Consider the following 22607-nt stretch of genomic DNA (forward strand, 5'->3'; position numbering starts at 1 on the left):
CTTAAGGCTCCTTCACGAGACCGCAGCTTGTATCCAAGGCGATATCTTGATAAAGGCTTTTAAGGTTGTAGTTCAATGCTTCAAAGCGATCACCCAAACGAACCAAAGTCGTGTACTGGGTCGTGTCTAATTTTTTAAAGCACACACTTTCATACACGCGTTTAGCCATACACTGACTGAAACGACGGGATTCCGAAATCATACGTCCGAAGTCTTTCACCCCTTGACCGCCCGTCTTGTTAGCTCCGCGCCAGCCAAAGAAAGAAGACTTGCTTCCCAAAGTCGCATTATTCACGAAGTTGTCACTATTCACGGTGAAACCGTAAGCATAAGTTCCTTTATTCATCTTCGTCGCGACACCCGTCTCTGAATCAAAGACGTTACGCGGGAAAAGTCTTAATTGATCTTTAGCTTGAAGATACGGCGCCATTAAATTCACGTTGGATTGACGACCGCGATTTATGAGTTTCCCTTGAAGGCGCGCAATTTCTGTCGCACTCACCTTGTCCGCTGTTAAAATCGCCGTGTAATACGCATAAAGAACGGACATATCTTTTTTTGAATCTAAGTTACACTGCAAGAATCTTTCTTCCTGCACTTTCGCCGTCAATGCTGTATTTCCCAAATGAGCCAAGCACGTTCTTACGTAGTCAGCTTGATATTGAGCATTGTTGCGGTTGTTGCGGAAAATCGTTAAGTCCGCTTGTTTCTTCGCACGATAGTCAGCGATCAACTCAACCACGGTTTGCGGATCACGGATCGTATTTAAAATGCCATTCATTGTCGTTGCGGCTTGCGTTGGCGTCGAACCACGAGTGATTAAAAAATTATAGCGGACTTTATAATAGTCCGATTCCTCCTGATTTTTTTCTAAATCAGGAATTACTGTCGTTGTTGATGGATTCACAACATTGGTTAAATACTCGGAATACTTCGTCGCGATTTTATTTGAGTTAAAGAAATCCCCGTGCACCGTTGAATAAATTCCGGTCGCTGCGGAATTGGTAAAGTTACCATAATCCATTTTTGCAAAAGCCGGGCGCATACCATCCATCACCGAGTGACAGCTCTTACAGCTCGTAAGATATTTATTATAGTCTCCCGCCGGAAAGCGCTCGACGTCTTTACCAACATATTGATCAGAAGCACTTGAATCCGCTGCTTCCGCCATGGAAACGCAAAGGAACTGCTTTAAGGTAAACTCCACCGCGCGACGATTACTGCCGCCGCCCAAGTTTCTTTCCGCAAAAGTACGAGTCGTTAATACACCGGCTGGATCCGGGTGATTAGCCGCCGTTAAAACCGGCGTGCTTTTTTCTTTCTGCATATAAGGCGTGTCGTTCGACGTAATCACCATCTGCTGGCGTGGCTTATAAGTTAAGACCTTCGTCAAATCCAAGAAAGCTGTTTCAACGGGTGTAAAGTTATTTTGGTTATAAAAACGTGTGCGAGGATCGTCATCATTCGCCACACCAGATACGTCGTAGTAATAATCTGAAGTCAGCACTTCACGGAAATCACGGTTGTCACGCACGACACCCACGATCAAAGCAGAAAAATCGTTGAAGCCTACTTTAACCGACTCGTCCTTATTGGAAAGACGTAAAGATAAGTTTTTAATCTGCACATTGAGAAAGTCCGGAGTTGTCGTGATGTATCTTGCCGCAGCTTTATAATCACCGTTCGCGATATGTTCCGCGACCACTTTCAGTTCCGCTCGTTTAGAAGATACTTTAACGCCCGTCATGCGTTCGTAAAGCTTCTTCGCACTTCGCATATCCGCATCTGAAGCAGCAAAAGCGTTTAAAGAAAACGCCGTCACGGCCGCAATGAGCAAATAGTGACCTTTCATACCGTATCCCCCGTGAATCTATTATCGTCCTTTTTACGAAAACTAGAGAGGGTAAATTGATGAAAAAATCCGTAATATCAGCTACATAAAAGTTCGACACTGACGTTCTTCTAAACAGTCGGCACACGACCTAGAATTAAAACGCTGCTGACGTCAGAGAAATTTCAAAGTGACACGTTTTGGGGGAATTTTATCAAGCACAAATTCTGTTCCGCGGGCGGATATCACCCACGGAAATCTGGTAATTGAGTCGAGTCAGAATGAGAATTTACGAGGGAAAATCCTTAATTTAAAGCCGTCATCAACTTTCCGTAGATGCCGTCAAAGCCGCCGTTGCTCATGATGAGGATAACGTCGCCTTTTTTAGCGCGGGCTTTTAAAGCCGCTACGATCTGATCAGCACTATCAAAGTCCGCCGCCGTGACGCCAGACTTTTGCAAATCCTCAACGAGCTCGTGCGATGAAAAACGATTTTCTTCGTCGATCTTAGACTGATCAAAAGCCTTTGCGAGCATGACTTCATGTGAACCTTTGAAGGCCTCTACGTAATCTTTCTGGAAGACTTTACGACGGGAAGTGGCACTGCGCGGTTCAAATACGGAAAAGACTTTGCGGTTGGGGTATTTCTTTTGGATACCTTTCACCGTTTCACGCACTGCTGTCGGATGGTGCGCAAAGTCTTCAATAACTAAAATTCCGCCGGGCTCACCTAAAATCTCCTGGCGGCGCTTGACGCCTTCAAAAGATTCCAAAGCGATCTGAATACGATTTTCAGAAAATCCAAGGCATTTCGACATCGCCACGACCGCCGTTGCATTGAGAATATTGTAGTCCCCCGTAATTTGCATAGCGTAAGGTCCTAAAATCTCGCCTTTGTGATGAACTTCAAACCCGATGCCTTTTTCGTTGTGGAACAGAACTCTCGCTCGGAAATCAGCGTTTTCGCCAAAACCATAAGTGAAAGAGTTCTTACACTTTGCAAGCTTACGAAGTTCCATAACGTTCGCATCTTCTGCACAAGCAAGAAGAGTTCCGTTTTCAGGAATCAAAGTCATCAAGCGCGCAAAAGAATCTTTCACCGCCTGCAAATCTTTATAAATATCGGCATGATCAAACTCGACAGAAGTGAGAATCACGTGCTTTGGTTTGTAATGCACAAACTTCGGTACTTTATCAAAAAAAGCCGTGTCGTACTCGTCACCTTCAATGACAAAGAAATTTCCCTCAGGATTTTTGAAGGATTGAGAAAAGTTTTTCGGAATTCCACCAATCAAGAAACCTGGTTTGACGCCCGCCTTTTCTGCCACCCACGACATCATGGATGTCGTCGTTGTTTTACCGTGAGTCCCAGAGATCACCACGCTTTCACGGTCTCCGATAATGAATTCGCCCATGGCTTTCGGCAATGAGGTGTAAGGAATATTCAACTTCATCAACTCTTGAGCTTCTTCGTTGCTGGCCGAAATCACGTTACCAACAATAACAAAGTCAGGCTGAGGATGAAGATTTTCCGCTTTATATCCCTTCATGATATTAATGCCGAGACTTTCTAGCTGTGTCGACATCGGAGGATACGGATTTAAGTCACTGCCTGTAATTTTAAAGCCGCGATCTTTTAGTAGACCCGCCAAAGAAGCCATCGCTGTTCCGCAGATCCCCATAAGGTGAATGTGGCTGCCTGATTTTAAGTTCATTTGCTACTCCAGTTCCGCGCCGATGGCGCTGCACTCTGTGCGCCTTCGCGCGAGATGCCGCTGCACTCTGTGCGCTTCCGCGCGCTAGACGCCGCTGCGACGGTAATTTTCAACAATCCAATTATGTATTTCAGGACGCAATTTTCCAAAGGCTTTATTGTCTGATCCGTACAAAACACGGTTGGAAAGAATGATGATGCTCATATCCATCTTAGGGTCATACCAAATCGAAGTCCCGGTAAAGCCCGTGTGACCAATAGAATCCAACGAGAAATAGCTGCCACAGCTTGCAGAGCCTGGTGTCGGCATCATATAGCCCATCGCCCAGTCGCCCTTCCCTTCCGGCAGGGCGCGCTTAGCAAAGAGCTGAGCCGTCTTCTGGCGAATAGAATAACGAGCAATACCCATCAACTGCGAGCGCAAGTGCAATGAGAACCAACCCACATCATCAATACTTCCGAAAAGTCCCGCATGCGTAGAAACTCCACCCAAAGACCAGCAGTTCAAATCATGAACTTCACCTTGGATAAGCTTGCGACGTACGGAACATTCCTCTGTTGGGGCAAAAAGACCTGTGCGAATGGAAGTTTGATTATTAGGATGGAATTCTAAAGTCGTTCCTAAATAGAATTTATTCTTAATTTCTTCCCACACATCATGCAAAGGCTTATCAAAGAATTTTTCTAAGATAAAACCTAGAACCAAGAATCCCACATCGGAATACACCGCCGTTTCTTGTTTTTCGATTTTAAGGCCTTGCAGAATTTCGCGAAGCTGTTCTCTTCTTTTTTCTAGTGGTAACTGAGTGTTAATTTCCTGATACAAAGGAAGCCACCACGCAAGTCCCGAAGAGTGTGTCAAAAGCTCAGTAATTCTTGTTTCCTTGTGCGGAAACCAAGAAAGAACATCAGCGACTTTGGTTTCAAAGTTCCATTTGGAAAGTTCAAACGCATACATCATGGCCTGAGTCGTGAAGATCACTTTTGTTAAACTGGCTAAGTCATAATAGGCAAAAGTGTTTCCGGCAGACACGTCACAGATAATACGTCCACCTTGATAGGCGCGCACCATCACTCCGGGAGTGGTGTCACGAATGCGCTCTTCAAGCTGCTTCATCAAATTTTTCTCAAGGACTGAAAACTTCATTTACGCCCTCCTGTTTGAATAATCAAATGACCCTTCCCTGCTTCGACGTTCAGAACGCACGAAGTGTTAAATGGAACAGGTCTTTGAATCATGGCATGACCGGACTCCAAACCTTGAAACATGGGAATATCCAAATCCTGCGCCCAGCGTTTAAATACTTGCTTAAAATTATTCTTCTTCGTTGCAGGTTCTTCGCCACCAACGAAATCACCCAAAATCAGACCGTGGCATTGTTTAAACAAGCCCGCCTGACGGAACTGTTCAAACATGCGATCGATACGGTAGCCGCGCTCCCCGATATCTTCGACGAAAAGCAAAGATTTGCGAGTGTCAATCTGCCAAGGCGTTCCCATGGTGGATTGAAGCACGGTTAGGTTTCCGCCCGTGATTTTGGATTTTAAATTTCTAACTTTACGAGCCGCCTCGTTCAGAGGTTTGATTTTTTTAAATTCAATCTGATTCGTTTGACCAAAAAGAATGTCGTGCATTTCTTTTTCATGCTTCGGCGCAATCAGATTTCTTCCAAAACGATCTAAGATCGGCGCATGCAAAGAAGTCCAACCCCACTCTTGCGTTACAAAGGTGTGTAAAGACGTGATGTCACTTAACCCAATGAGCAGCTTCGGCTCTTTGGGTTTTTTAAGTTTTGCAAGCATCGGCACTAAACGATTGCTGCCGTACCCTCCACGCAAACACCAAATCACGTGAGAGTCCTTCGCCTCTATCGCTGCCTTTAAAAACTTAAATCTTTGTTCGTCATCATTAGCGTGCAAGAAGTGCGGCTTGATCAAGCCTTTGGGAATGCGCGGCTGTAATTTCCATCTTAAAAGAAAATCACGCGAGCCCTCAACATCTTGAGGCTGAGACGGGTAACCGGGGGCTACCACATCGATAATGTCATTTTCTTTAAAATACTTCCAGTAACTCACTATTAAACTCTTTTGATAATGTCTTTGATGGATTTTTTATGTTTTTTGCCCGTGAAAATTTCGTCGATTTCTTTGGGCTTTAAAAGAGCGCGAACCTGATCATCGACCAAAAGTTTGTCTCTTAAGTGTTCTCCGTACCCCATAGAGTGACAAAGACGTTGCACCAAAGCGTACGCTTCTTCACGAATCATTCCTTTGGCGACCAAGGCTAAAAGAACATGAGAACTGAAGAGCTGACCTTGGGAACTATCGATATTGTCGAGCATGCGCTTTTTATTTACGTCCAGACCATCCAGCAAAATGCTCATGCGGATGAGGGCATAGTCTGCGACGATGAAGGCGTCCGGGAAAACCACGCGCTCTACAGACGAGTGACTGATATCACGTTCATGCCATAAGGCGACGTTTTCCATCCCGGCAATCGCGTAACCGCGAAGCAGTCGAGAAAGACCTGTGATGTTTTCAGCACTGATCGGATTTTTCTTATGAGGCATAGCCGAAGAACCTTTTTGGCCCTTCGTAAAACCTTCGGTCACTTCACCGACTTCACTTCTTTGCAAATGACGAAGCTCGACCGCCAGTCTTTCTAGACCTGTTCCTAAAAGGGCCAAGGCGTTGAGCATCTCTGCATGGCGATCCCGCGGGATCACTTGAGTCGCAATAGTTTCCGGTTTTAAGCGCAATTTTTTCGCAACGGCAGCTTCCACTTTCGCGGGCTGACTGGAGTAAGTTCCCACAGCTCCACTCAGTTTACAGATCATCATATTGTCTAAAGCGGCTTTCACGCGCTTTTTATTTCTTTCGGTTTCCGCAAGGAAGCCGGCCATTTTATAACCGAAAGTTGTCGGCTCTGCGAACATGCCATGAGTACGACCTGCGCACAAAGTTTCTGCGTGTTTTTTTACTAAAGACTTTAATGACTTTTCTAAAGTCGTGATGGAGTTCATCAGAACAACGCCCGCCTCACGAATCTGCAAACTAAAAGCCGTATCCAAAACATCGGAAGAGGTCATTCCATAATGAATGTACTTTCCATGAGGACCGACGTTTTCAGCGAGGTTGGAAACAAACGCGATCACATCATGCTTGGTTTCTTTTTCAATTTCAGAAATACGTTTGACGTTGAAGCGTGATTTTTGCGCGATGGATTTCGCAGCGACCTTAGGAATAATACCCATCTGTGCTTGAACTTCAGCAACGGCGATCTCGACTTCCATCATTTTGCCAAATCTGTGGTCGGCATGCCATAAAAGACCCATCTCCGGGCGCGTGTAACGTTCGATCACGTTGCCTGTTCCTTTCTACGTTTTTCTTTTTGCTCTTTCAGAAGTTTTTCTTTCCACCATTGAGTCAAACGACCCAAGATCATTTCGTCACGATCGAAGTAAGCCCCCCAAGAATAATGAGGCCACTCTTCAGGACTGCTTAAGTGCAGATTGCTATAAAGAACTTTTCCGCGACGACTGCTTTGTTTGTCTCCAAAGACCGGGAAGCGCGCGGCACCTAACTGCGCGTAGGTATAATAATACTCTTGCGGAAAACTTAAAATCTGCGGCTCTGAGAGCGACATTCTTTCCGACAAGTGGTGGCGCATACGATCACTACGAACTGTCAGATATTCTTTATTGAAACGCTGAACCGTCGGAATACGCATCCACACATCGAATTGATCAGCCAGTGTGGTTCTTTGCAAAATCAGCATGTTTTCATGTGTCCATGGTGACTGCATATCATTCATCACCAGTGTGTGCGAGGGAAGATGATCGCGCTCAAAACACTGCTGCAAACTTACACGATAGCGCACCCAACACCACTCGGGTTCCAACGCTCCTTCGGGAAAAAAGTATTTCCCAAGTCGCTCATTTAAAAAATAAGTTTCTTCACTCGTCAGAAGCCACACAATTTGTTCTAGACGGAAAAGACCTTGCTTTTCGCCCGAGATCTCAAGTCCGGTGATGGATTTTCCGCCACCGAAAGACGCATCCACGATCTGTTGCGGGCGCATGACTTCCACACCTTTAGCCGCGAGCCACTCAAAAGACTTTTCCAAACCATTGCGCGTGGCCTGACGAACTAAGAAAGAAGAAAAAAGCGGAAGATTTTCACCGCGAGCAGCACCTTGGGCATTCGGCATATAAGTCGTGCCGGCCCACTGATGGGAAAGATGCAAAAGCCAGCTTTGTTCAAAATTAAAAGCTTCTAAATTTTTATAAAGACCTTTGCTGTTTTTCGAAGAGAGCATAAAGTCTTTGATATGCGAAGACAGCGAAGCCTTATCGATTTTGAATTTCGTTAAAGGGCCTTTGCACTCGAAAGGGCCTTCCTTTAACCACATTGTAAATCCATTAGGAACTTCTTCAAAGTGATCATCCGAATACAGACGTTCCATCTGAGATTCAGAAATTCGCTCTGTGCGGAAAAAACCAAAGGGGCCTTCGACGTCTTCCGAAGGCCATACGCCAAGTTTTGTCGATACATCAACAAGAGTGGTTTTTATTCCCTCTTTCGCCAAAGCCGCCGCCAACCAATGACCGCGCCCAAAGGCCGAAACCAAGATGACTGGACTTCCCAACTCCATTGAAACAAAACTCCTCAAAATAGTATGTAAACTGTCTTAATGATTAGAAAATCAGGCGTTCGCAAAGTCAAAGGTGCGCACCGCATCCAAAACACTGAAAGGGTCTTTTTCTTGAGATTTTAAAAAGCCCCTCTTAGACTCGGAGCTCATCGGGGGTTCCTATGCGATTACTAATTCTTCTTAGCCTCACTTTATTTTCACTGCTCACTCAGGCTTACGACGCCCCTAAAAACTTCTTCGAGCTTTCAGCCACTAGTATTTCAGGCAAAAAAGTGAATTTTTCCACTTATCGAGGCAAAGTCGTGCTGGTTGTGAACACAGCATCGCAATGCGGATTCACTCCTCAGCTTAAAGAGCTTGAAGATATGTACAAAAAATACGCAGATCGTGGCTTCGTCGTCTTAGCCTTCCCTTCGAATGACTTTAAACAGGAAAAAGGCGAAAACACCGAAGTTCAGAAGTTTGCAGAGAAAGAATACGGCGTTACATTCCCACTTTTTGATAAAGCGCCCGTCAGTGGAAAAGACAAACAACCCGTCTATCAATTCCTCACCGAGAAAAAGCCCGGCGTTCTTTTCAAAGATGTGGGTTGGAATTTTGAAAAATTCCTCATCAATCGTCGTGGTGAGGTGATCGAGCGCTGGAGTTCTGTCACGAAACCTTCCTCTGACAGCATCACAAATGCCGTCGAAAAAGCTTTGGCTGAGCCTCTATAACTTCGACAAAATCTTTGAATGTTTCAGAGTGAGACAAAGAGCGAAGACTGGACTTCGTTTTGATACTTTTTTTTGAAGTTTTGCCCTCTTTTATTCGATAATAATCAGAGGGGGACCTTGTGAAAACCGCATCCACTTTTCAGTTTATACTTCTGGCTTTCCTGCTGAGCACATTGGCAGTTCCAAACATCGCGCAAGCTCAGTCGGATCACAAATCCTATCTTCTTTCGCAAGTAGATCCAGATGAGGCTTATGACCCCTTCACTGACTACAGTGAGTTCGATGAAGAATCTGATGAAGAAGCCGACATCAACTTTTTCCGTAACGGACGTTTCTTTACGATTGGTCTTGCCGGCGGCTATCGTGGTTTCACAGGGAACTTTGCGGACGCTTACGAAGCGGCTCCTACTTTCGGTATCTTCTTAAGCTATTTCTTTGATCTTCGTTTAGCGATGACTTTGGGCTTTCAAACGGGTGACCACGCCGTCAAATTTACGGTGAACAACCAATCTAAAACTTACACCGGGAATGTCTCTATCACTTCGGTGAATGTGGACTTGAAGTATTACTTAAATACTCAAAACGTCACTCGCGGTCTTGCCGATTTAAATCCTTATATCCTGGGTGGTCTGGGTCAGTTCTATCGCACTTATACAATTTCAGGCCTTGATGGTTTCTCGCGCGATTCGACGATGGGCTTTGATGTGGGTGCGGGTTTAGAAATTCCTTTGATGCGCAAAAAAGCTTATTTGGGAATTCAAGGGACTTATCACTATGTGAACTTCAGTGACGAGAACAAGTCTTACGTGGATGGCTCTGAAAAACTGGATAAGAACCTGACCGGCGATTTTTACAACTTCCTCTTTATCTTGGGGATGAACTTCTAATCCCATTAAAACCTGGTTTAAAAAAAGCTCCGAGGTCGGAGCTTTTTTTATTTCAAGACTTATCAATTCGCAACGTGACACTCGGCGCGACTTTGATAAGCATAAAAGCATGAAAAACCTCCTCCTTTTATTTCCTTTGTTAGCCGCCTCTTTCAGTCATGCGCAGCTTCTGATCGAAGATCCGGTCAGTTTAAAATCAATGGAAGTCCAAGGGCTGAGTTTTTCGGAAGTTCTGTTTGAAAAGAAGCTCGGTAACAATAAAGATCTTTTCAATCAGACAGAATATAAAGCTTTAGTAGCCGACCTTGAGTCCGATCTTAAAGAACTTCAAGCCGTAGACGCAAATCTTGGACCTTCAATGAAATACAGTCATCGTCTTTTTGATGTGCGCTGGCTTCATTCTTCATCTGCGATGTTTGAACTTGTGGGTATCGTCAATCGTATGGACCGTGCGGTTTTTAATCCAGGCACTTGCGGAGAACTTCGCTTGATCTACCGCCTTTCTTACGAGAAAAATCAAGGTGGAGCCCTCATCAACTCTCGACTTCCTATGACTGCGAATGTCGTCTTTAAGCTTCCTTTTAAAAATTCTTGCAAAGAGATTGCCGCTCATTGGACTCAAGTTAACACCTCCACTCTTCTAGAATGGACCAAGAAGTCGCACTTGAAATCCTTAGAACTTAATTTACAATCCGTTCGCTGGCCTTCCACGGTTCGCGGCGATATGGGCGGACATGCCGAATACTTTATGCGCGTTTACCGTTTCGCGGATGGCAAATGGGCTGCCGCACCTTTAGAGAACACTCCTAATGTAGAAGCTCTCAATGCAAATTCAGCATTGAAAGAAGAACTATTAAGCTGGCTTTTAAAGCCACAACAAATTCGGGCCTTAGATGAGGGTACTATAAATATTCCCGAAAAATTTTTAGCCCGCAAAGTGAGTTCTTTCGCTCTTCACGGTATGAACCGTCTTGCCAATCGCCCCTTTGATTCGGTTTTTAAGAAAGAAGATTTTCAGACAATAGATTACACGAAACTCAAAAATATCTATGGCGCCTCGTCCTTTCGCCGACGCCTGAATGACATGAGTTGTGCCGGCTGTCACTAGGGTCGTACTATTGCAGGTTTTCACTTTTTAGGAAAAGACCACGCAAAAACTGTTTTCGCCAACTCTATTTTCTCTTCGCAGTCTCCGCATATGATGGATGAGATTCCTCGCAGAAGAAAATACTGGGCTGCGATCTTAGAGGGAAAAACAGCCGATGCTTCCCGTCCCTTCTCGGAAAGAGATCCACAAAAGCCCGGCACCTTAAATGCCCATTGCGGACTTTCTTCCGAATACAAAGCTTGGACTTGTGCTGCAGGTTTAAAGTGCACGCCGGTGGTAAATCCAGAAAAAAATATTGAAATCGGAGAATGCCTTCCCGAAACTCCGATGGCAGGAAACCCTTGCGAACCGGGACTGATTTCTCAAACAAGCAATGCTCACAAAGACAGCTTAAAGCCGCTGGCGAAAACTTCGTGTGGTCCTGGCATGTTTTGCGAAACCACTCGCGTGGGTTTTCCCGCAGGGATGTGTTCTGGTGGCTGCGGGGACCTTAAGCCTGGAGAAACTTGCGGAGCGATCGCGGTGCTCGTGGGATTTAATAATTGTCTTGCGAAATCTCGTCCGTTTTCACAGTGCTTAGCGGAAAACACTCGGCCGGGAGCTTTGCAGGCTTGCGACGATCAAACAGCCTGTCGCGCAGATTATATTTGTATGAAAACTGCCAGTGGAAAAGGCGCTTGCATTCCACCTTACTTCCTTTTCCAACTGCGTGTCGACGGTCACCCGTCTCCGATTTAGTTATTTAAAAAAGACGCCAATCACCTGCATAAAAAGACCTAGAACGATCACGGCAGGTGCGGCCCAGCGCAAAGTGAAGCGCCAATGCGGATACATCGTGTAAGAGACGAATTTTTCTTTATCGATAAAACTCAGCTCTTTTTCTTTCTCTGAAGTTCCGATGTTGTAGGCAATCAAAATGCTTAAAGCCACTAAAGGCAAAGCCCAGTTGATTAAAAGAGAATCCAAGGATTCAATCACAGAACGACCGGCAACTCGAACTTCTTTAAAGATTGAACTTGAAAGCGCCGGCAGAATTGTCAGCACCAAAGCAACCAGTCCTGAATACCACGTCGCGCGCCCGCGCTCCATGGTCTTTTGGGCATCCACCCAGTTCGACACCACGACTTCCAGTAATCCAATGCTCGCGTTTAAAGCCGCCATATAAAGACAGGCAAAGAACGCAAGACCAAACAAAGTTCCGCCGCGAATCCCCAAAAGATAGCGCGGCAAAACCTCAAACATCAAAGCCGGGTCGGTCAAAGGCACATTGGTCGCCTGAAAAGCCACGGGGAAAATCATCACCACCGCAATGAGCGAAATAGCCGTGTCCACCAAAGTCACACGAAAACCTGCGGTCGGTGCATGATCCTCTTCACGCATATAAGAACCAAATGTCACCATGGTTCCAAAACCCACCGACAAAGTGAAAAACACATGGCCCAAAGCATGATTCAAAGAGGACCAAGTGAGTTTTGAAAAATCAGGATAAAATAAGAAACGCAAAACTTCCGGTGTCGAAGGCAATGAAAACGAACGCATCACCAGTACGAAAACCAGGATCGCAAAAAGGGGCATCGTGTAGCTAATGAATTTTTCAAGACCCTCTTGAACACCCTTCACGACGACGACAACCGTAATCAACAAATGCGCACTGGCCAGCATCAACTGCAGCCAGCCATTTCCCATCAAGGCAGCAAGATTTGTTTTCGCCGTGACCATTTCTGGAGGACTAAAAAGAGAGATCAAGAACTGGGTCATAAAGTGCAAAACCCAACCACTGATCACCGCATAATAAGAAAGAACAACAATGCTTAAGATAACCGCCAGGCGCCCGGCCCAACGAAAACCTTTACCGGCTTTTTGACTGAGTTGCTGAGTGGCGACGATCACGGAACGACGGCTGTTTTTACCCATCATCAATTCCGCAATCAGCATCGGCGCACCAATAGCTAATGATAAAAACACGTACATAAGAATGAAGGCCCCGCCTCCATTCTCACCGACTACGTAAGGAAAGCGCCAAAGATTCCCGAGGCCACAGGCAGAACCAATGGCCAAAAGGTAAAATCCAAAGCGCGTTCTCCACGAGCCGCGTTTCATCATTACTCACCACCACGACGAGACTTCATACAGAAGATACGAATCGGCATCCCGTGAAGATCCCAGCGCTCTTTGATATTTTTAATCAAGAAGCGGCGATACGAGTTAGTCACGCCATCCGGATGATTCGCAAAAGCGATAAATGCCGGTGGACGTTGGTATGTCTGAGTCAGGTAATAGAACTTCACATTCGTTGTTCCCCAAACAGGAGCTGGAGCTTTACGAATCGTTTCAAAGAAGAAGTCATTCAATTCTGATGTCGGAACACGGAAGTTCATTTGATCAGAAACCTTTTCGATCATATCAAAAAGATCACCCAGACCTTGTTCCGTCTTCGCACTTGTGAATACGACGTGCACATCTTTAAAGAAGTGGAACGTGCGTTCTACTTGTTCACGGAACGTCTTGCGGTATTCAGGAACTTCTTTACCACCAAGATCGGATTTGTTGGCAACTAAGATCACGCCCTTATGGTCTTCCAAAATCGCCTGCATGATGCGCGCATCTTGATCCGTAGGGCCGATAGTTCCATCCACCATCAACAAGACGATGTCAGCGCGGCGAATGGCTTCTTGAGATTTAAAGGCCGAGATGATCTCTAGATCTTCTTCACGTCGTGCCGACTTACGAAGACCTGCCGTATCCACCAAGGTGTATTTCTTGCCATTGTAAATAAACGGAGAGTCGACAGAGTCAATCGTCGTTCCCGCGATATCCGAAACGATCATACGTTTAGCACCTAAGATCGCATTGCAGATGGAACTTTTACCGACGTTGGGTTTACCGACGATGGCGATATTCATTCCCTCTTTCACGGTTCCTGGATTATCCGGGATCTGCTTTGTCACCCACTCAAGAATGTCAGAAAGACCGCGACGCTGTTCGAAAGAAGCAGAAATGATATCGACGCCGAATTCATAGAAATCCGCTTTCGCCATTTCTTCATCACTGACTTTATCAACTTTATTGATCACCAAAAGGAAGGGTTTCCCTGTTTGTTTGGCAACACGGATAATATCACGATCTTCAGGCACAAGACCCGCACGACCGTCCATAACAGCCACGATCAAATCCACAGAGTGCAAAAACTCGGTCACTTGTTCACGGATCAGTTTAGAAAAGATATCACCGGCTTCGGTGATACCACCGGTATCGATCAAATCAAATTGCTTACCCCAGATATCTACAGGTTCAATGATAATATCACGAGTTACGCCGGCCTGGTTTTTCACCACGGCTTTGCGAGTCTCGGTGACGATATTAAACAATGTTGATTTTCCTACGTTCGGGCGGCCAATAATGGCCACCTTGGGCGCAAACTCAGTTCTCAGATTTTGTTGCATAGCCCAACTCCTTCATCATTCTTTTGTTCTCAAACCACTCAGGCTTCGCGATGACTTGAAGGTCGAGGAATACTTTTTCACCCATCAGTTTTTCAATTTCTTTGCGAGAATCCATTCCGATTTGCTTAATCACTTTGGCTTCTTTACCAATCACGATGGCTTTGTGACTGTCTTTAGAAACGATGATTTCAGCATAAATCTTAGGAACTGGCGCCGCGGCTTCATCAAATTTTATGATACGTACAGCCAGTGAGTACGGAATTTCTTGATGTAAAGATTCAAAACATTTTTCACGGATGATTTCAGAAGCCATTTCACGCACATTTTCATTCGTGAAAAGTTCGACGTCATAAAGAGGCGCCGGCGTTTCTGGAAGAAGTTCCAAGAACTCAATCAGCATTGCTTCACGCTCTTCTTGATCGTCTTTAGAATCTTTTACGGAAACCGACATGGCTTTACCGCCGCGGTCTTCGATCATCTTTTTAAGAATCAAAACACGATGTGCTTTTTCTTCGATATCCGCTTTAGTGACAATACCAATCCAAGGTTTGCCGCTTTTTGAAACCAGATCCAAGATTTTTTCAGCATCTTCTGGTTTTCCTTCATCGACACTGACGATAGCCAAAAGAGCATCTGAATCGGCGATCACCTCTTCGGCCTCTTTAGCCAAGAAATTATTCAGACCTTTATCAGCCTTGATGATACCTGGAGCATCAACAAAAACAATCTGTCCTTTATCCGTGCTCCAAATACCTAAGATACGACGGCGAGTCGTTTGTGGTTTCGCCGACACGATAGAGACTTTTTCATCCACAAGGTAGTTCATCAAAGTGCTCTTCCCTGCGTTGGGTTGTCCGATCAATCCCAAAAATCCTGCTTTATAACCCATTTTAATTCGTCTCCTTATACTTCATTTCCAGGGCTTGTTTTGCCGCAGATTGCTCTGCATTCTTTTTACTGCGCCCTCGCCCCTGGGCCCAAACATCATCTTTAATCTTCACACACACCAAGAACTGTCGGTCATGAGGCGGTCCTTCTTCAGCTAAGACCTCGTAGCGAGGTGTTTCTTTGAGGGACTTTTGCACCAGTTCTTGAAGGCGCGTTTTATAATCTCGTTCAAAATCTTCAGTGCCGCACACTTTTTCAGTGAGCTTCGTGAATTCGCTGCGGATAAATTTTTTGGCCGCCTCGAATCCACCATCTAAGTACATCGCACCGACGATGGCTTCAAAAGAAGAGGCAATAAGTCGGGGCTTCTGTGCTCCCCCGGTCATTGTCTCGCCTTTTCCTAGATGCATAAGTTTATTTAATTCCATGTCCAGCGCGAGTTCAGAAAGAACTTCTTCATTCACGATGCTGGCGCGCTTTTTTGAAAGCCCGCCTTCAGTGTCTTCCGGGAACTTTTCAAAAAGGAATTCCCCGACCACTAAATCCAAAACCGCGTCACCCAGAAATTCTAATTTCTCGTTATGCTCGGTCGCGTTTTTAAGTTCGTTCGCGTAACTCTTATGAGTCAAAGCTCGTTGCAAGAGGGCTTGGTTTTTAAAAGTGTACCCTAGCCTCGTTTCAAGATTTGTCACGGCACCACCTCACCAAGCAAGTGACCTTCCATGTGTTGTTTATTGGAATGGTCGTAGCCCGAAATCTTTACGTCGATCTCTTGGCCCGCCCAGTGATCGATAAAGCTATCCGCCCCTAAAATATCCACGGGCCAGTAATCATGGCTGAGCCCCTGACCACCCTTTGCCGCATTCTTAAGAATCAAAACTTTCTTGGTTTGACCGATTTGCGATTTCGCAAGATCTGTATAACGAGAAAGACTTAGCTCACGAAGGCGCGCCGCACGCTCCGCACGAATATGCGGATAAACCGAGACGTCCATTGCCGCTGCACGAGTTCCTTGTCTTTCACTGTAGGGAAAAACGTGGATTTTCGTCCAAGGCGTTTGCGCTAAAGTATTGTAAGTGTCTTGGAACTGTTCTTCGGTTTCCGTGGGAAATCCTACGATCACATCCATACCGACAAAAGAGCCCGGTACTTTTTTAGCAATCGCATTTAAAGACTTCACCACATCCTCTTGCGTGTATTTGCGCTTCATATGGAAAAGCACATCTGTATTCGCACTTTGAATACTCATATGGAAATGAGGACACATACGCGGATCTTGGTAAAGCTCTAAAAGTCTTTCAGACACTTCGACAGGTTCTAGACTTGATAGACGGAAGCGAGGCATTTTCGTGCGCACTAAAAGATTTTCGATTAAATCTTCCATCACGTACTTCTTGCCGCCCACTTCATCTTCGTAATCACCGATGTGAACGCCCGTAAGGACAACTTCGCGAGAACCCTCGGCGTAAAGTTCATTCACGCGATTGACTAGATCGGCAACAGAGATCGATCGACTCTTTCCGCGAGCGTACGGAATGATACAGTAAGTGCAAAAGCTATTACAGCCATCTTGAATCTTTAAGAAAGTGCGAGTGTGATGTTTTTCAATACCACCACCAGCTTCTAAGTCTTCTTTTTTAAAGATGTTCGACTTAAATACTTTTTCTGTAAGTTCACCGCGGAAGTGTTTGTTTAAAAGATCTGGCAAAGATCCTTTATGAGAATTGGCAACAACCAAATCCGCACCCGGAAGGTTAGAAAAAGACCCGGTATCCACTTGCGCCGCACAGCCTGTAACAACGATCGTGCAGAAAGGATCTTTTACTTTTAAACGACGAATATAGCGAAGTGCTTCTTTCGTAGCTTCGGCCGTCACCGCACACGTGTTAAGAACATGAACGCGCGCATTTTTCTCTCCAGAGACAATCGGAGCAAAACCGTTGGCGTTCAGATTCTTTTGAATCAAGCCCGTGTCGTAAGTATTCACCTTACAACCAAAGGTATGGACTTGATACTTCACAGAGTGATCCATCCGCCCCCCACCAATTGTTTATTGCGATAGAACACGGCCGCTTGTCCCGGAGTCACCGCACGTTGTGGTTCTTGAAATTTAAGTCTATAGCCTGTTTCCGTTTTGAAAACTTGCGCCAGTGAACCTTTGTGCTGGTAACGAATCTTCACACTCATGACTTCGCCGTCTTGAACTTCGTCCAAAAGCTTCGGATCTACCACGGTGACTTCAAGGGCATGTAGGTGAGATTCCTCACCTACCCAAACCGTATTGTCAGCAGAGTCGATTTTAATCACGAAAAGTTTTTCATGATGATCCATACCCAGGCCTTTACTTTGACCAATTGTGAAATTGTGAATGCCTTCATGAGAAGCCATCACTTCACCGGCTGGATAGCGTTTGATCAGACCTTTTTTAGACGCCAGGATGGTTTTATCCACTTGGCCTTTAATAAAGTTCTGATAACCCTGATTACCCACGAAGCAAATACCTTGAGAGTCTTTTTTGCGAGCTGTCACCAAACCACGGCTTTCAGAGTAGGCACGGACTTCAGGCTTTTTCATATCGCCGACGGGAAATAACAACTTCGGAACAAGCTCTGGATCAATAGTGAATAAGAAATACGTTTGATCTTTCCAGTCGTCTGTTGACGTGTGAATGGAAGCTTTGCCGTTTTCATCGTAAACGATCTTTGCGTAGTGACCTGTTGCCAGGTAATCGCACTCAAGCTCACGCATCTTTTTAACCAAGTGATCAAACTTCAAGTACGTATTGCAGTTCACGCACGGAAGTGGTGTTTGTCCTTCAAGATAAGCTTTTAAAAAAGGATCAATAACGGCTGCGCGGAATTTCGCCTCGCAGTTTAAAACATAGAATGGAATTCCTAAACGATCGGCTACGGCACGAGCATCATCAACGTCGATGCTTGAGCAGCAAGTCCCATTCCCTTCTTCGATATCACAAGTCGAGTAATCCCAGACTTGCATTGTCGCCCCAATAACTTCGTACCCCTGTTCGACCAAGAGCGCAGCCGCGGCAGAACTGTCCACGCCTCCGCTCATAGCAACAAGGACTCTCCCTTTAGACATGGCAAGAATCTCCTTCGTTGTTGTTCAGTGATCGCAGTCTAGCCACTACGACCTTTAATGCTTCAATAAAACCATCGACTTCTTCTTGAGTCGTGTCCCAACCTAGACTGACACGCAAACTGTTTTGCGCTTCCGCACGTGTTAAGCCCATCGCGAGCAACACAGGACTTGGCTCGGGATTTCCGCTGGAACAAGCAGCACCCGTAGAAACCGCATACCCTTTGATATCCAAAGACATCAACATGGTTTCGCCATCCACACCGTTTAAGACCAAAGAGCTTGTGTTCGGAAGACGTGCCGTCTCTCCTGCGGTGATCGTGACTTCTTCAATCTCAGAAAGAATTCTTTTTTCCATGTAGTCGCGAAGCTTCGTCAGCGTTTCCACTTTTTGTGGAATCAACGACGCTCTTTTTGCAACAACTCCCAACGCGCCAATACCCAAAGTATTTTCCGTGCCTCCACGACGATGTCTTTCTTGGCCACCACCATGAATCAAAGAGCTGACGTTATTACCTTTACGCGTGTAAAGAACGCCCGTTCCTTTGAGCGAGTAAAACTTGTGACCCGAAAAAGAAGCAAAGTCGACACCCAGCTCTTGGACATCCACTGGAATTTTTCCGAAACCTTGAACAGCATCGGTGTGAAACAAAGCGCCTTTTGTATGAGCCATCTCGGCCATGCGTTTGATCGGAAACAAAGTGCCGGTTTCATTGTTCGCCATCATCACGGATACGAGAGCTGTTTCTTCACTCAGGTGAGCTTGATAAAATTCTAGATCAATCTCTCCTTGGCGATTCACCGGGATGTAATCCACGCGCGCTCCCAAAGACTGCAAGTGCTGCATGGCTTTCATGATGCTTGGATGTTCTACTGTTGTCGTCATGTAGTGAGTGCGACGACGTTGTTCTGGAGTGAGGAATTGCGCTGTTTGATAGTAATCAAAAAGGCCTTTAAGTACGGTGTTGTTCGCTTCACTACCACCAGAAGTAAAAACAATTTCCAAAGGGCTTGCGTGAATCGCATCCGCCATAGCTTTACGTGCATCGCGAAGAATATTCTTCGGCATGCGACCACCCCAGTGAATGGAGCTAGGGTTTCCCCAAGCTTGCGCAAGTTCGGGCAAGGCTTCAAGGACCTCTTTGCACACAGGAGTTGTGGCGTTGTGGTCGAAATAATGAAAGACACGGCTTTGATTCATAAGTCCGGGGAAACTAGCATACTTCTTAAGTATTGAAAACTTCTAAGAATATTTGCGGTTTTGAGCCGTCTAATGCGTTAACAGAAGTGGAAATTCTACACCCCCTAAAGTGCTTTAAAAAGGGGCTTTTTCCAACCGAAGCTAGACTAGACCTCGGATTCTTAATGTTCTGGCCTAAAATTCCGATAAAACCCTAGATGAGTATTCATGCCTGGTTTGAACATTTTAAAGAGCAACTTCAAGGACTTACCGAATCTTTTGAACAAAGCGGTTCGCACCTAAGCCTGTTGGGTTATGCTTTGAAGGAACAACGCCTCAGCTCTGAGCTGTATTTAAACTGGGCACAGGATCACTACAAACTACCAAAACTTCAGTCACGATTTTTTACAGAGACTTCCGTTTCCCAGGAAATGTTCGCAAAGTGGGCGACCCATTACCCGTGGTCTGCGGAGTGTCTGCCTGTGGCGGAGTGGGATGGCTCACTCATCGTAGCTTGTCTTCAACCGCCACAGGATTTTCCTCAAACACCTTCGGCGATTTTAGTGCTGGCGCACTTTGACAGCCTAGAACAGGTTTGGGAACAGTTGCATCCTCGTGCGGCAGCAACACCTGCTGCGACCACGACGACTCCTGTCACCGCTTCACCTGCTGAAGAAGCCCCCGAAGGAATGGATTTTTCTGTCGCGACCGCCACCAAACAAGGTCCTAAAGACAGTTTTTCATTTGATGATTTAGCTGTCGCTGAAAATGAAAATGCAGCTCCAAGTTTAGAACCTCTTTCTTTGGATCAAAACACTTCAGAAGAAGGTCTAGACGGTTTGTTTGACGGCCCGACTGTGATTCGTCTTGAAGCTTTGTCGACAGCAGAGACTGCTTCGTCAGAAGCACCTGTTGCTGCAGAAACTTCTAGTGACTCTGTCGTCGTTGAATTTTCTGAAGACTCCGAGCCAAAAACTCAAGTGGAGGAAATAGCTTTAACTCCGGCAGCGGCATCTGCTCCCGTTGTTGAACCGCTTGTAGTGAAAGAAGAAAAAGCGCCGGTCGTGGCCGCTGTGAATGAAGCTTTGGGTGGTAAAAAAATCCCGCCACCTCCGCCGAAATCAGAGATGCCTCCTCCTTTTGAGGATAGCTTTGGTAATAAACCGATTCCAATCGTTCCCCGTCCTGCGGGTGTCGCGAAACCCACAATCAACCCTGTGGCTTCCGGGAATTTTGCTTTGGAAAGAATGAAAAAGAAAAATGCCGCGATCTTAAATGAAAGAGTGAAACAGATCTTAAGTGAGATGAAAGCGCATTTTGAAAAATCAATGATTTTGACATTGGATGAGCAGGAAACTCAAATGACAGCTTTTGCTTGGGATGAAAACTTCCAAGGCATGAAGGACACGTCGATGCGTTTCCCTCTACAAACTCCAAGTATTTTTAACATCGTGGCTTCGACGCAAAAGTCTTTCCACGGTTACATTTCTTTAAATGAAATCAACGAAAAATTCTTCGAAGACTGGAATCAGGGACGCATCCCCGACCACGTCACGATTTCCCCGATCATCATCAACGAAAAACTGGTAGGAATGCTAGTGGGCTTCGCTGAAAAAGCCGCCTACAACAAAGTCTCATTAACCTTAGCCGAAAAGCTCTCCATCGACTTCGTCAAAGGCCTCGCCGCCTAAAAGGTGCCTGCTTCTTTTTTGCCCTACACCGCATTATTTTTTTTGCCGCCCCTATTCATTTGCGTGAACTAAAGTTAAAATTTACCTATGAAAAAAGCCCTTTTAGTTATTGATCTGCAAGTTTGTTATCTGAAAATGAATGCAACCGAAGATGCGGCGATGAAAGCCATTTCAAAGGTCAATCAACTCACAGAGAAAGCAATGAAAGAAGATTTCGAGATCTTTTACATTCAGCACTTCTTTGATAAGGGCCCTGAAAAATGGGTTCTCAAGTGGTTCTTTAAGGGCGCTGGCTTACGCTCAGACCCCAACGCCATCTTTGATCCGCGTTTGGAAATTCGCAATTCTCAAATTCTTCAAAAGAATACAGAAAATACTTTTTTATCGACGGATCTTCATCGCATCCTGCAAGAAAAAGGCATTAACGAAATCCACATTGTTGGACAGGATGGCACAGCCTGCATTCAGGCAACAGCCTACGGAGCCCTCAAACTCGGCTATTCAGTGAAGATCGTGGATGAAGCTATCCTGAGTGGCTCTCCTAAAAAGTGGGCCAAGATCAAGGCCGACTTGATCACTCGTCCTCATTGCGAGTTGATTTAAGCCTTCCGGCTTACTATTTAAAACCAATTAAGAGTGCTCTGAAGAGAGGATCTTTGTCATAAGTTTATACACTAGAGGAAATTCTTCTCTATGAAGGGAATCCTTGGATTCTCAGAGCTGAAAGTTTTAAAACCTTCTCTATGAAAAAAACGCTCTTCTTATTACTTTTTCTTCTGCCCATTTCCGTCTTTGCCGATCTTCAAATCCGGGTGATCAGCGTGCATGACGGCGACACATTAACAGCGACCGGTGTATCAGATTCACAGAAGTACAAAGTTCGCCTATTGGGAGTCGATACTCCGGAAGTAGACTTCTATAAGAGCACCCAAGGTGATGTGGCCCTTAGGGCCCGCGATGTTTTACGGAAATTAGCTCCGGTAGGAAGCATCCTCACACTTTCTGAAGACAGTCAGGTCGACAAGCATGGTCGTGTTCTAGGGCGTTTATTAAGAAACGGGAAAGACATTAATATCGAAATGCTTCGTCTGGGCTGGGGAGCGATGTACTTTATCTACCCATTCGATAAACGCATTGTTTCTGATTACAGCAAGGCCTCTAAAGAAGCCTTCGACAACAAACGCGGTATTTTTTCTAACGAATTCAAAGGCACAGAAATTCCTTACGAGTTCCGCATGCGCGTGCAAAACCAAGTGGGTCGCAATGTCATCGGCGACTTCGAACTTAAAAAAGTCCTTCCACCTGAAGACTCTGCCAACATCCCAGTATGGAAAAGAGTCTTCTTCCCCAGCTTCGAACAAGCCTACAAAAACGGCTACAACTAACCAAAAGGTGCCAG

At 45.5% G+C, this 22607-nt stretch carries 20 protein-coding genes and 1 pseudogene; 7 read left to right on the forward strand and 14 right to left on the reverse strand.

Annotated elements, in window-relative coordinates; translation table 11 throughout:
• Window position 1: 1 nt before the first annotated feature.
• From AZI85_RS13965 to AZI85_RS13990, 6 genes are all read right to left on the reverse strand, one after another.
• Window positions 2–1852, reverse strand: coding sequence for a hypothetical protein (locus AZI85_RS13965; RefSeq protein WP_253720997.1), 1851 nt, complete (start codon window positions 1850–1852; stop codon window positions 2–4).
• 284 nt (window positions 1853–2136) lie between these two features.
• On the reverse strand, window positions 2137–3546 hold the full coding sequence (mpl, locus tag AZI85_RS13970) for a UDP-N-acetylmuramate:L-alanyl-gamma-D-glutamyl-meso-diaminopimelate ligase (protein ID WP_063244637.1): 1410 nt from the start codon (window positions 3544–3546) through the stop codon (window positions 2137–2139).
• Between the two features lie 84 nt (window positions 3547–3630).
• Window positions 3631–4692 (reverse strand): serine hydrolase domain-containing protein, encoded by a 1062-nt coding sequence (locus tag AZI85_RS13975; protein ID WP_063244638.1) that lies wholly within the window; start codon window positions 4690–4692, stop codon window positions 3631–3633.
• Window positions 4689–5621, reverse strand: a complete 933-nt coding sequence (locus AZI85_RS13980; RefSeq protein ID WP_063244639.1) for an LD-carboxypeptidase — start codon at window positions 5619–5621, stop codon at window positions 4689–4691. Before AZI85_RS13980 ends, AZI85_RS13975 begins: the two co-directional genes overlap by 4 nt.
• Window positions 5622–5623: 2 nt before the next feature.
• Window positions 5624–6907 carry an adenylosuccinate lyase gene (gene purB, locus AZI85_RS13985; RefSeq protein WP_063244640.1) on the reverse strand — a complete coding sequence of 428 codons (1284 nt, stop codon included), beginning with the start codon at window positions 6905–6907 and terminating at the stop codon, window positions 5624–5626.
• Complete coding sequence (locus AZI85_RS13990) at window positions 6904–8199, reverse strand: hypothetical protein (RefSeq protein ID WP_063244641.1); 1296 nt, start codon at window positions 8197–8199, stop codon at window positions 6904–6906. Before AZI85_RS13990 ends, purB begins: the two co-directional genes overlap by 4 nt.
• Before the next feature lie 161 nt (window positions 8200–8360).
• On the opposite strand from AZI85_RS13990, the gene AZI85_RS13995 reads away from it, so the two are divergent.
• Together AZI85_RS13995 and AZI85_RS14000 are read left to right on the forward strand one after the other, a co-directional pair.
• On the forward strand, window positions 8361–8915 hold the full coding sequence (locus AZI85_RS13995) for a glutathione peroxidase (RefSeq protein WP_081111025.1): 555 nt from the start codon (window positions 8361–8363) through the stop codon (window positions 8913–8915).
• A 119-nt stretch (window positions 8916–9034) separates the two neighbouring features.
• Entirely contained in the window at window positions 9035–9802 is a 768-nt protein-coding gene (locus tag AZI85_RS14000; protein WP_063244642.1) for an outer membrane beta-barrel protein, read from the forward strand.
• Here AZI85_RS14000 and AZI85_RS18010 read toward each other — a convergent pair.
• A pseudogene (locus AZI85_RS18010) lies at window positions 9740–9913 on the reverse strand (hypothetical protein); the annotation flags it as partial. The gene AZI85_RS14000 and the pseudogene AZI85_RS18010 overlap by 63 nt on opposite strands.
• Here AZI85_RS18010 and AZI85_RS17890 point away from each other — a divergent pair.
• Together AZI85_RS17890 and AZI85_RS17895 are read left to right on the forward strand one after the other, a co-directional pair.
• Window positions 9912–10910 carry a hypothetical protein gene (locus tag AZI85_RS17890; RefSeq protein ID WP_253720998.1) on the forward strand — a complete coding sequence of 333 codons (999 nt, stop codon included), beginning with the start codon at window positions 9912–9914 and terminating at the stop codon, window positions 10908–10910. The pseudogene AZI85_RS18010 and the gene AZI85_RS17890 sit on opposite strands and share 2 nt — an antisense overlap.
• A 90-nt stretch (window positions 10911–11000) precedes the next feature.
• The gene (locus AZI85_RS17895) at window positions 11001–11648 is read left to right on the forward strand and encodes a hypothetical protein (RefSeq protein ID WP_253720999.1); all 648 of its coding nucleotides are present in this window, start codon (window positions 11001–11003) and stop codon (window positions 11646–11648) included.
• On the opposite strand, the gene AZI85_RS14010 is transcribed toward AZI85_RS17895, so the two are convergent.
• The 7 genes from AZI85_RS14010 to AZI85_RS14040 are packed head-to-tail and all read right to left on the reverse strand — an operon-like array spanning window position 11649 to window position 19538.
• Complete coding sequence (locus tag AZI85_RS14010; protein WP_063244643.1) at window positions 11649–13013, reverse strand: sodium-dependent transporter; 1365 nt, start codon at window positions 13011–13013, stop codon at window positions 11649–11651.
• Window positions 13013–14353 carry a ribosome biogenesis GTPase Der gene (gene der / locus AZI85_RS14015; RefSeq protein WP_063244644.1) on the reverse strand — a complete coding sequence of 447 codons (1341 nt, stop codon included), beginning with the start codon at window positions 14351–14353 and terminating at the stop codon, window positions 13013–13015. The genes AZI85_RS14010 and der overlap by 1 nt, the downstream gene beginning before the upstream one ends.
• On the reverse strand, window positions 14331–15242 hold the full coding sequence (gene era, locus AZI85_RS14020) for a GTPase Era (RefSeq protein WP_063244645.1): 912 nt from the start codon (window positions 15240–15242) through the stop codon (window positions 14331–14333). Before era ends, der begins: the two co-directional genes overlap by 23 nt.
• A gap of 1 nt (window position 15243) precedes the next feature.
• On the reverse strand, window positions 15244–15933 hold the full coding sequence (rnc, locus tag AZI85_RS14025) for a ribonuclease III (protein ID WP_063244646.1): 690 nt from the start codon (window positions 15931–15933) through the stop codon (window positions 15244–15246).
• Window positions 15930–17273 (reverse strand): tRNA (N(6)-L-threonylcarbamoyladenosine(37)-C(2))-methylthiotransferase MtaB, encoded by a 1344-nt coding sequence (gene mtaB, locus AZI85_RS14030; RefSeq protein ID WP_063244647.1) that lies wholly within the window; start codon window positions 17271–17273, stop codon window positions 15930–15932. The genes rnc and mtaB overlap by 4 nt, the downstream gene beginning before the upstream one ends.
• A complete protein-coding gene (mnmA, locus tag AZI85_RS14035) occupies window positions 17258–18340 on the reverse strand; it encodes a tRNA 2-thiouridine(34) synthase MnmA (protein ID WP_253721000.1) in 1083 nt (360 codons plus the stop codon). Before mnmA ends, mtaB begins: the two co-directional genes overlap by 16 nt.
• Window positions 18333–19538, reverse strand: a complete 1206-nt coding sequence (locus AZI85_RS14040) for a cysteine desulfurase family protein (RefSeq protein WP_063244648.1) — start codon at window positions 19536–19538, stop codon at window positions 18333–18335. The genes mnmA and AZI85_RS14040 overlap by 8 nt, the downstream gene beginning before the upstream one ends.
• Window positions 19539–19735: 197 nt before the next feature.
• On the opposite strand from AZI85_RS14040, the gene AZI85_RS14045 reads away from it, so the two are divergent.
• The 3 genes from AZI85_RS14045 to AZI85_RS14055 all read left to right on the forward strand — a co-directional run bounded on the left by AZI85_RS14045 (window position 19736) and on the right by AZI85_RS14055 (window position 22593).
• Window positions 19736–21208, forward strand: coding sequence for a hypothetical protein (locus AZI85_RS14045; protein WP_063244649.1), 1473 nt, complete (start codon window positions 19736–19738; stop codon window positions 21206–21208).
• An 87-nt stretch (window positions 21209–21295) separates the two neighbouring features.
• Complete coding sequence (locus AZI85_RS14050; RefSeq protein WP_063244650.1) at window positions 21296–21811, forward strand: cysteine hydrolase family protein; 516 nt, start codon at window positions 21296–21298, stop codon at window positions 21809–21811.
• Window positions 21812–21951: 140 nt separating this feature from the next.
• Window positions 21952–22593: a thermonuclease family protein gene (locus tag AZI85_RS14055; protein WP_063244651.1), complete on the forward strand. Its 642-nt coding sequence runs from the start codon at window positions 21952–21954 to the stop codon at window positions 22591–22593.
• Window positions 22594–22607 lie beyond the last annotated feature (14 nt).

The sequence above is a fragment of the Bdellovibrio bacteriovorus genome, from assembly GCF_001592755.1.
Lineage (GTDB): Bacteria > Bdellovibrionota > Bdellovibrionia > Bdellovibrionales > Bdellovibrionaceae > Bdellovibrio > Bdellovibrio bacteriovorus_E.

Excerpts from the sequence above, each read along its gene's own strand:
- mpl (WP_063244637.1), bottom strand. The coding sequence starts at position 3,546 with ATGAACTTAAAATCAGGCAGCCACATTCACCTTATGGGGATCTGCGGA.
- AZI85_RS13990 (WP_063244641.1), bottom strand. The coding sequence starts at position 8,199 with ATGGAGTTGGGAAGTCCAGTCATCTTGGTTTCGGCCTTTGGGCGCGGT.
- mnmA (WP_253721000.1), bottom strand. The coding sequence starts at position 18,340 with ATGTCTAAAGGGAGAGTCCTTGTTGCTATGAGCGGAGGCGTGGACAGT.
- AZI85_RS14055 (WP_063244651.1), top strand. The coding sequence starts at position 21,952 with ATGAAAAAAACGCTCTTCTTATTACTTTTTCTTCTGCCCATTTCCGTC.
- AZI85_RS14045 (WP_063244649.1), top strand. The coding sequence starts at position 19,736 with ATGAGTATTCATGCCTGGTTTGAACATTTTAAAGAGCAACTTCAAGGA.
- AZI85_RS17895 (WP_253720999.1), top strand. The coding sequence starts at position 11,001 with ATGATGGATGAGATTCCTCGCAGAAGAAAATACTGGGCTGCGATCTTA.
- AZI85_RS13975 (WP_063244638.1), bottom strand. The coding sequence starts at position 4,692 with ATGAAGTTTTCAGTCCTTGAGAAAAATTTGATGAAGCAGCTTGAAGAG.
- AZI85_RS14010 (WP_063244643.1), bottom strand. The coding sequence starts at position 13,013 with ATGATGAAACGCGGCTCGTGGAGAACGCGCTTTGGATTTTACCTTTTG.
- AZI85_RS13995 (WP_081111025.1), top strand. The coding sequence starts at position 8,361 with ATGCGATTACTAATTCTTCTTAGCCTCACTTTATTTTCACTGCTCACT.
- AZI85_RS13965 (WP_253720997.1), bottom strand. The coding sequence starts at position 1,852 with ATGAAAGGTCACTATTTGCTCATTGCGGCCGTGACGGCGTTTTCTTTA.
- AZI85_RS14040 (WP_063244648.1), bottom strand. The coding sequence starts at position 19,538 with ATGAATCAAAGCCGTGTCTTTCATTATTTCGACCACAACGCCACAACT.
- era (WP_063244645.1), bottom strand. The coding sequence starts at position 15,242 with ATGGGTTATAAAGCAGGATTTTTGGGATTGATCGGACAACCCAACGCA.
- AZI85_RS14050 (WP_063244650.1), top strand. The coding sequence starts at position 21,296 with ATGAAAAAAGCCCTTTTAGTTATTGATCTGCAAGTTTGTTATCTGAAA.
- mtaB (WP_063244647.1), bottom strand. The coding sequence starts at position 17,273 with ATGGATCACTCTGTGAAGTATCAAGTCCATACCTTTGGTTGTAAGGTG.
- der (WP_063244644.1), bottom strand. The coding sequence starts at position 14,353 with ATGCAACAAAATCTGAGAACTGAGTTTGCGCCCAAGGTGGCCATTATT.
- AZI85_RS17890 (WP_253720998.1), top strand. The coding sequence starts at position 9,912 with ATGAAAAACCTCCTCCTTTTATTTCCTTTGTTAGCCGCCTCTTTCAGT.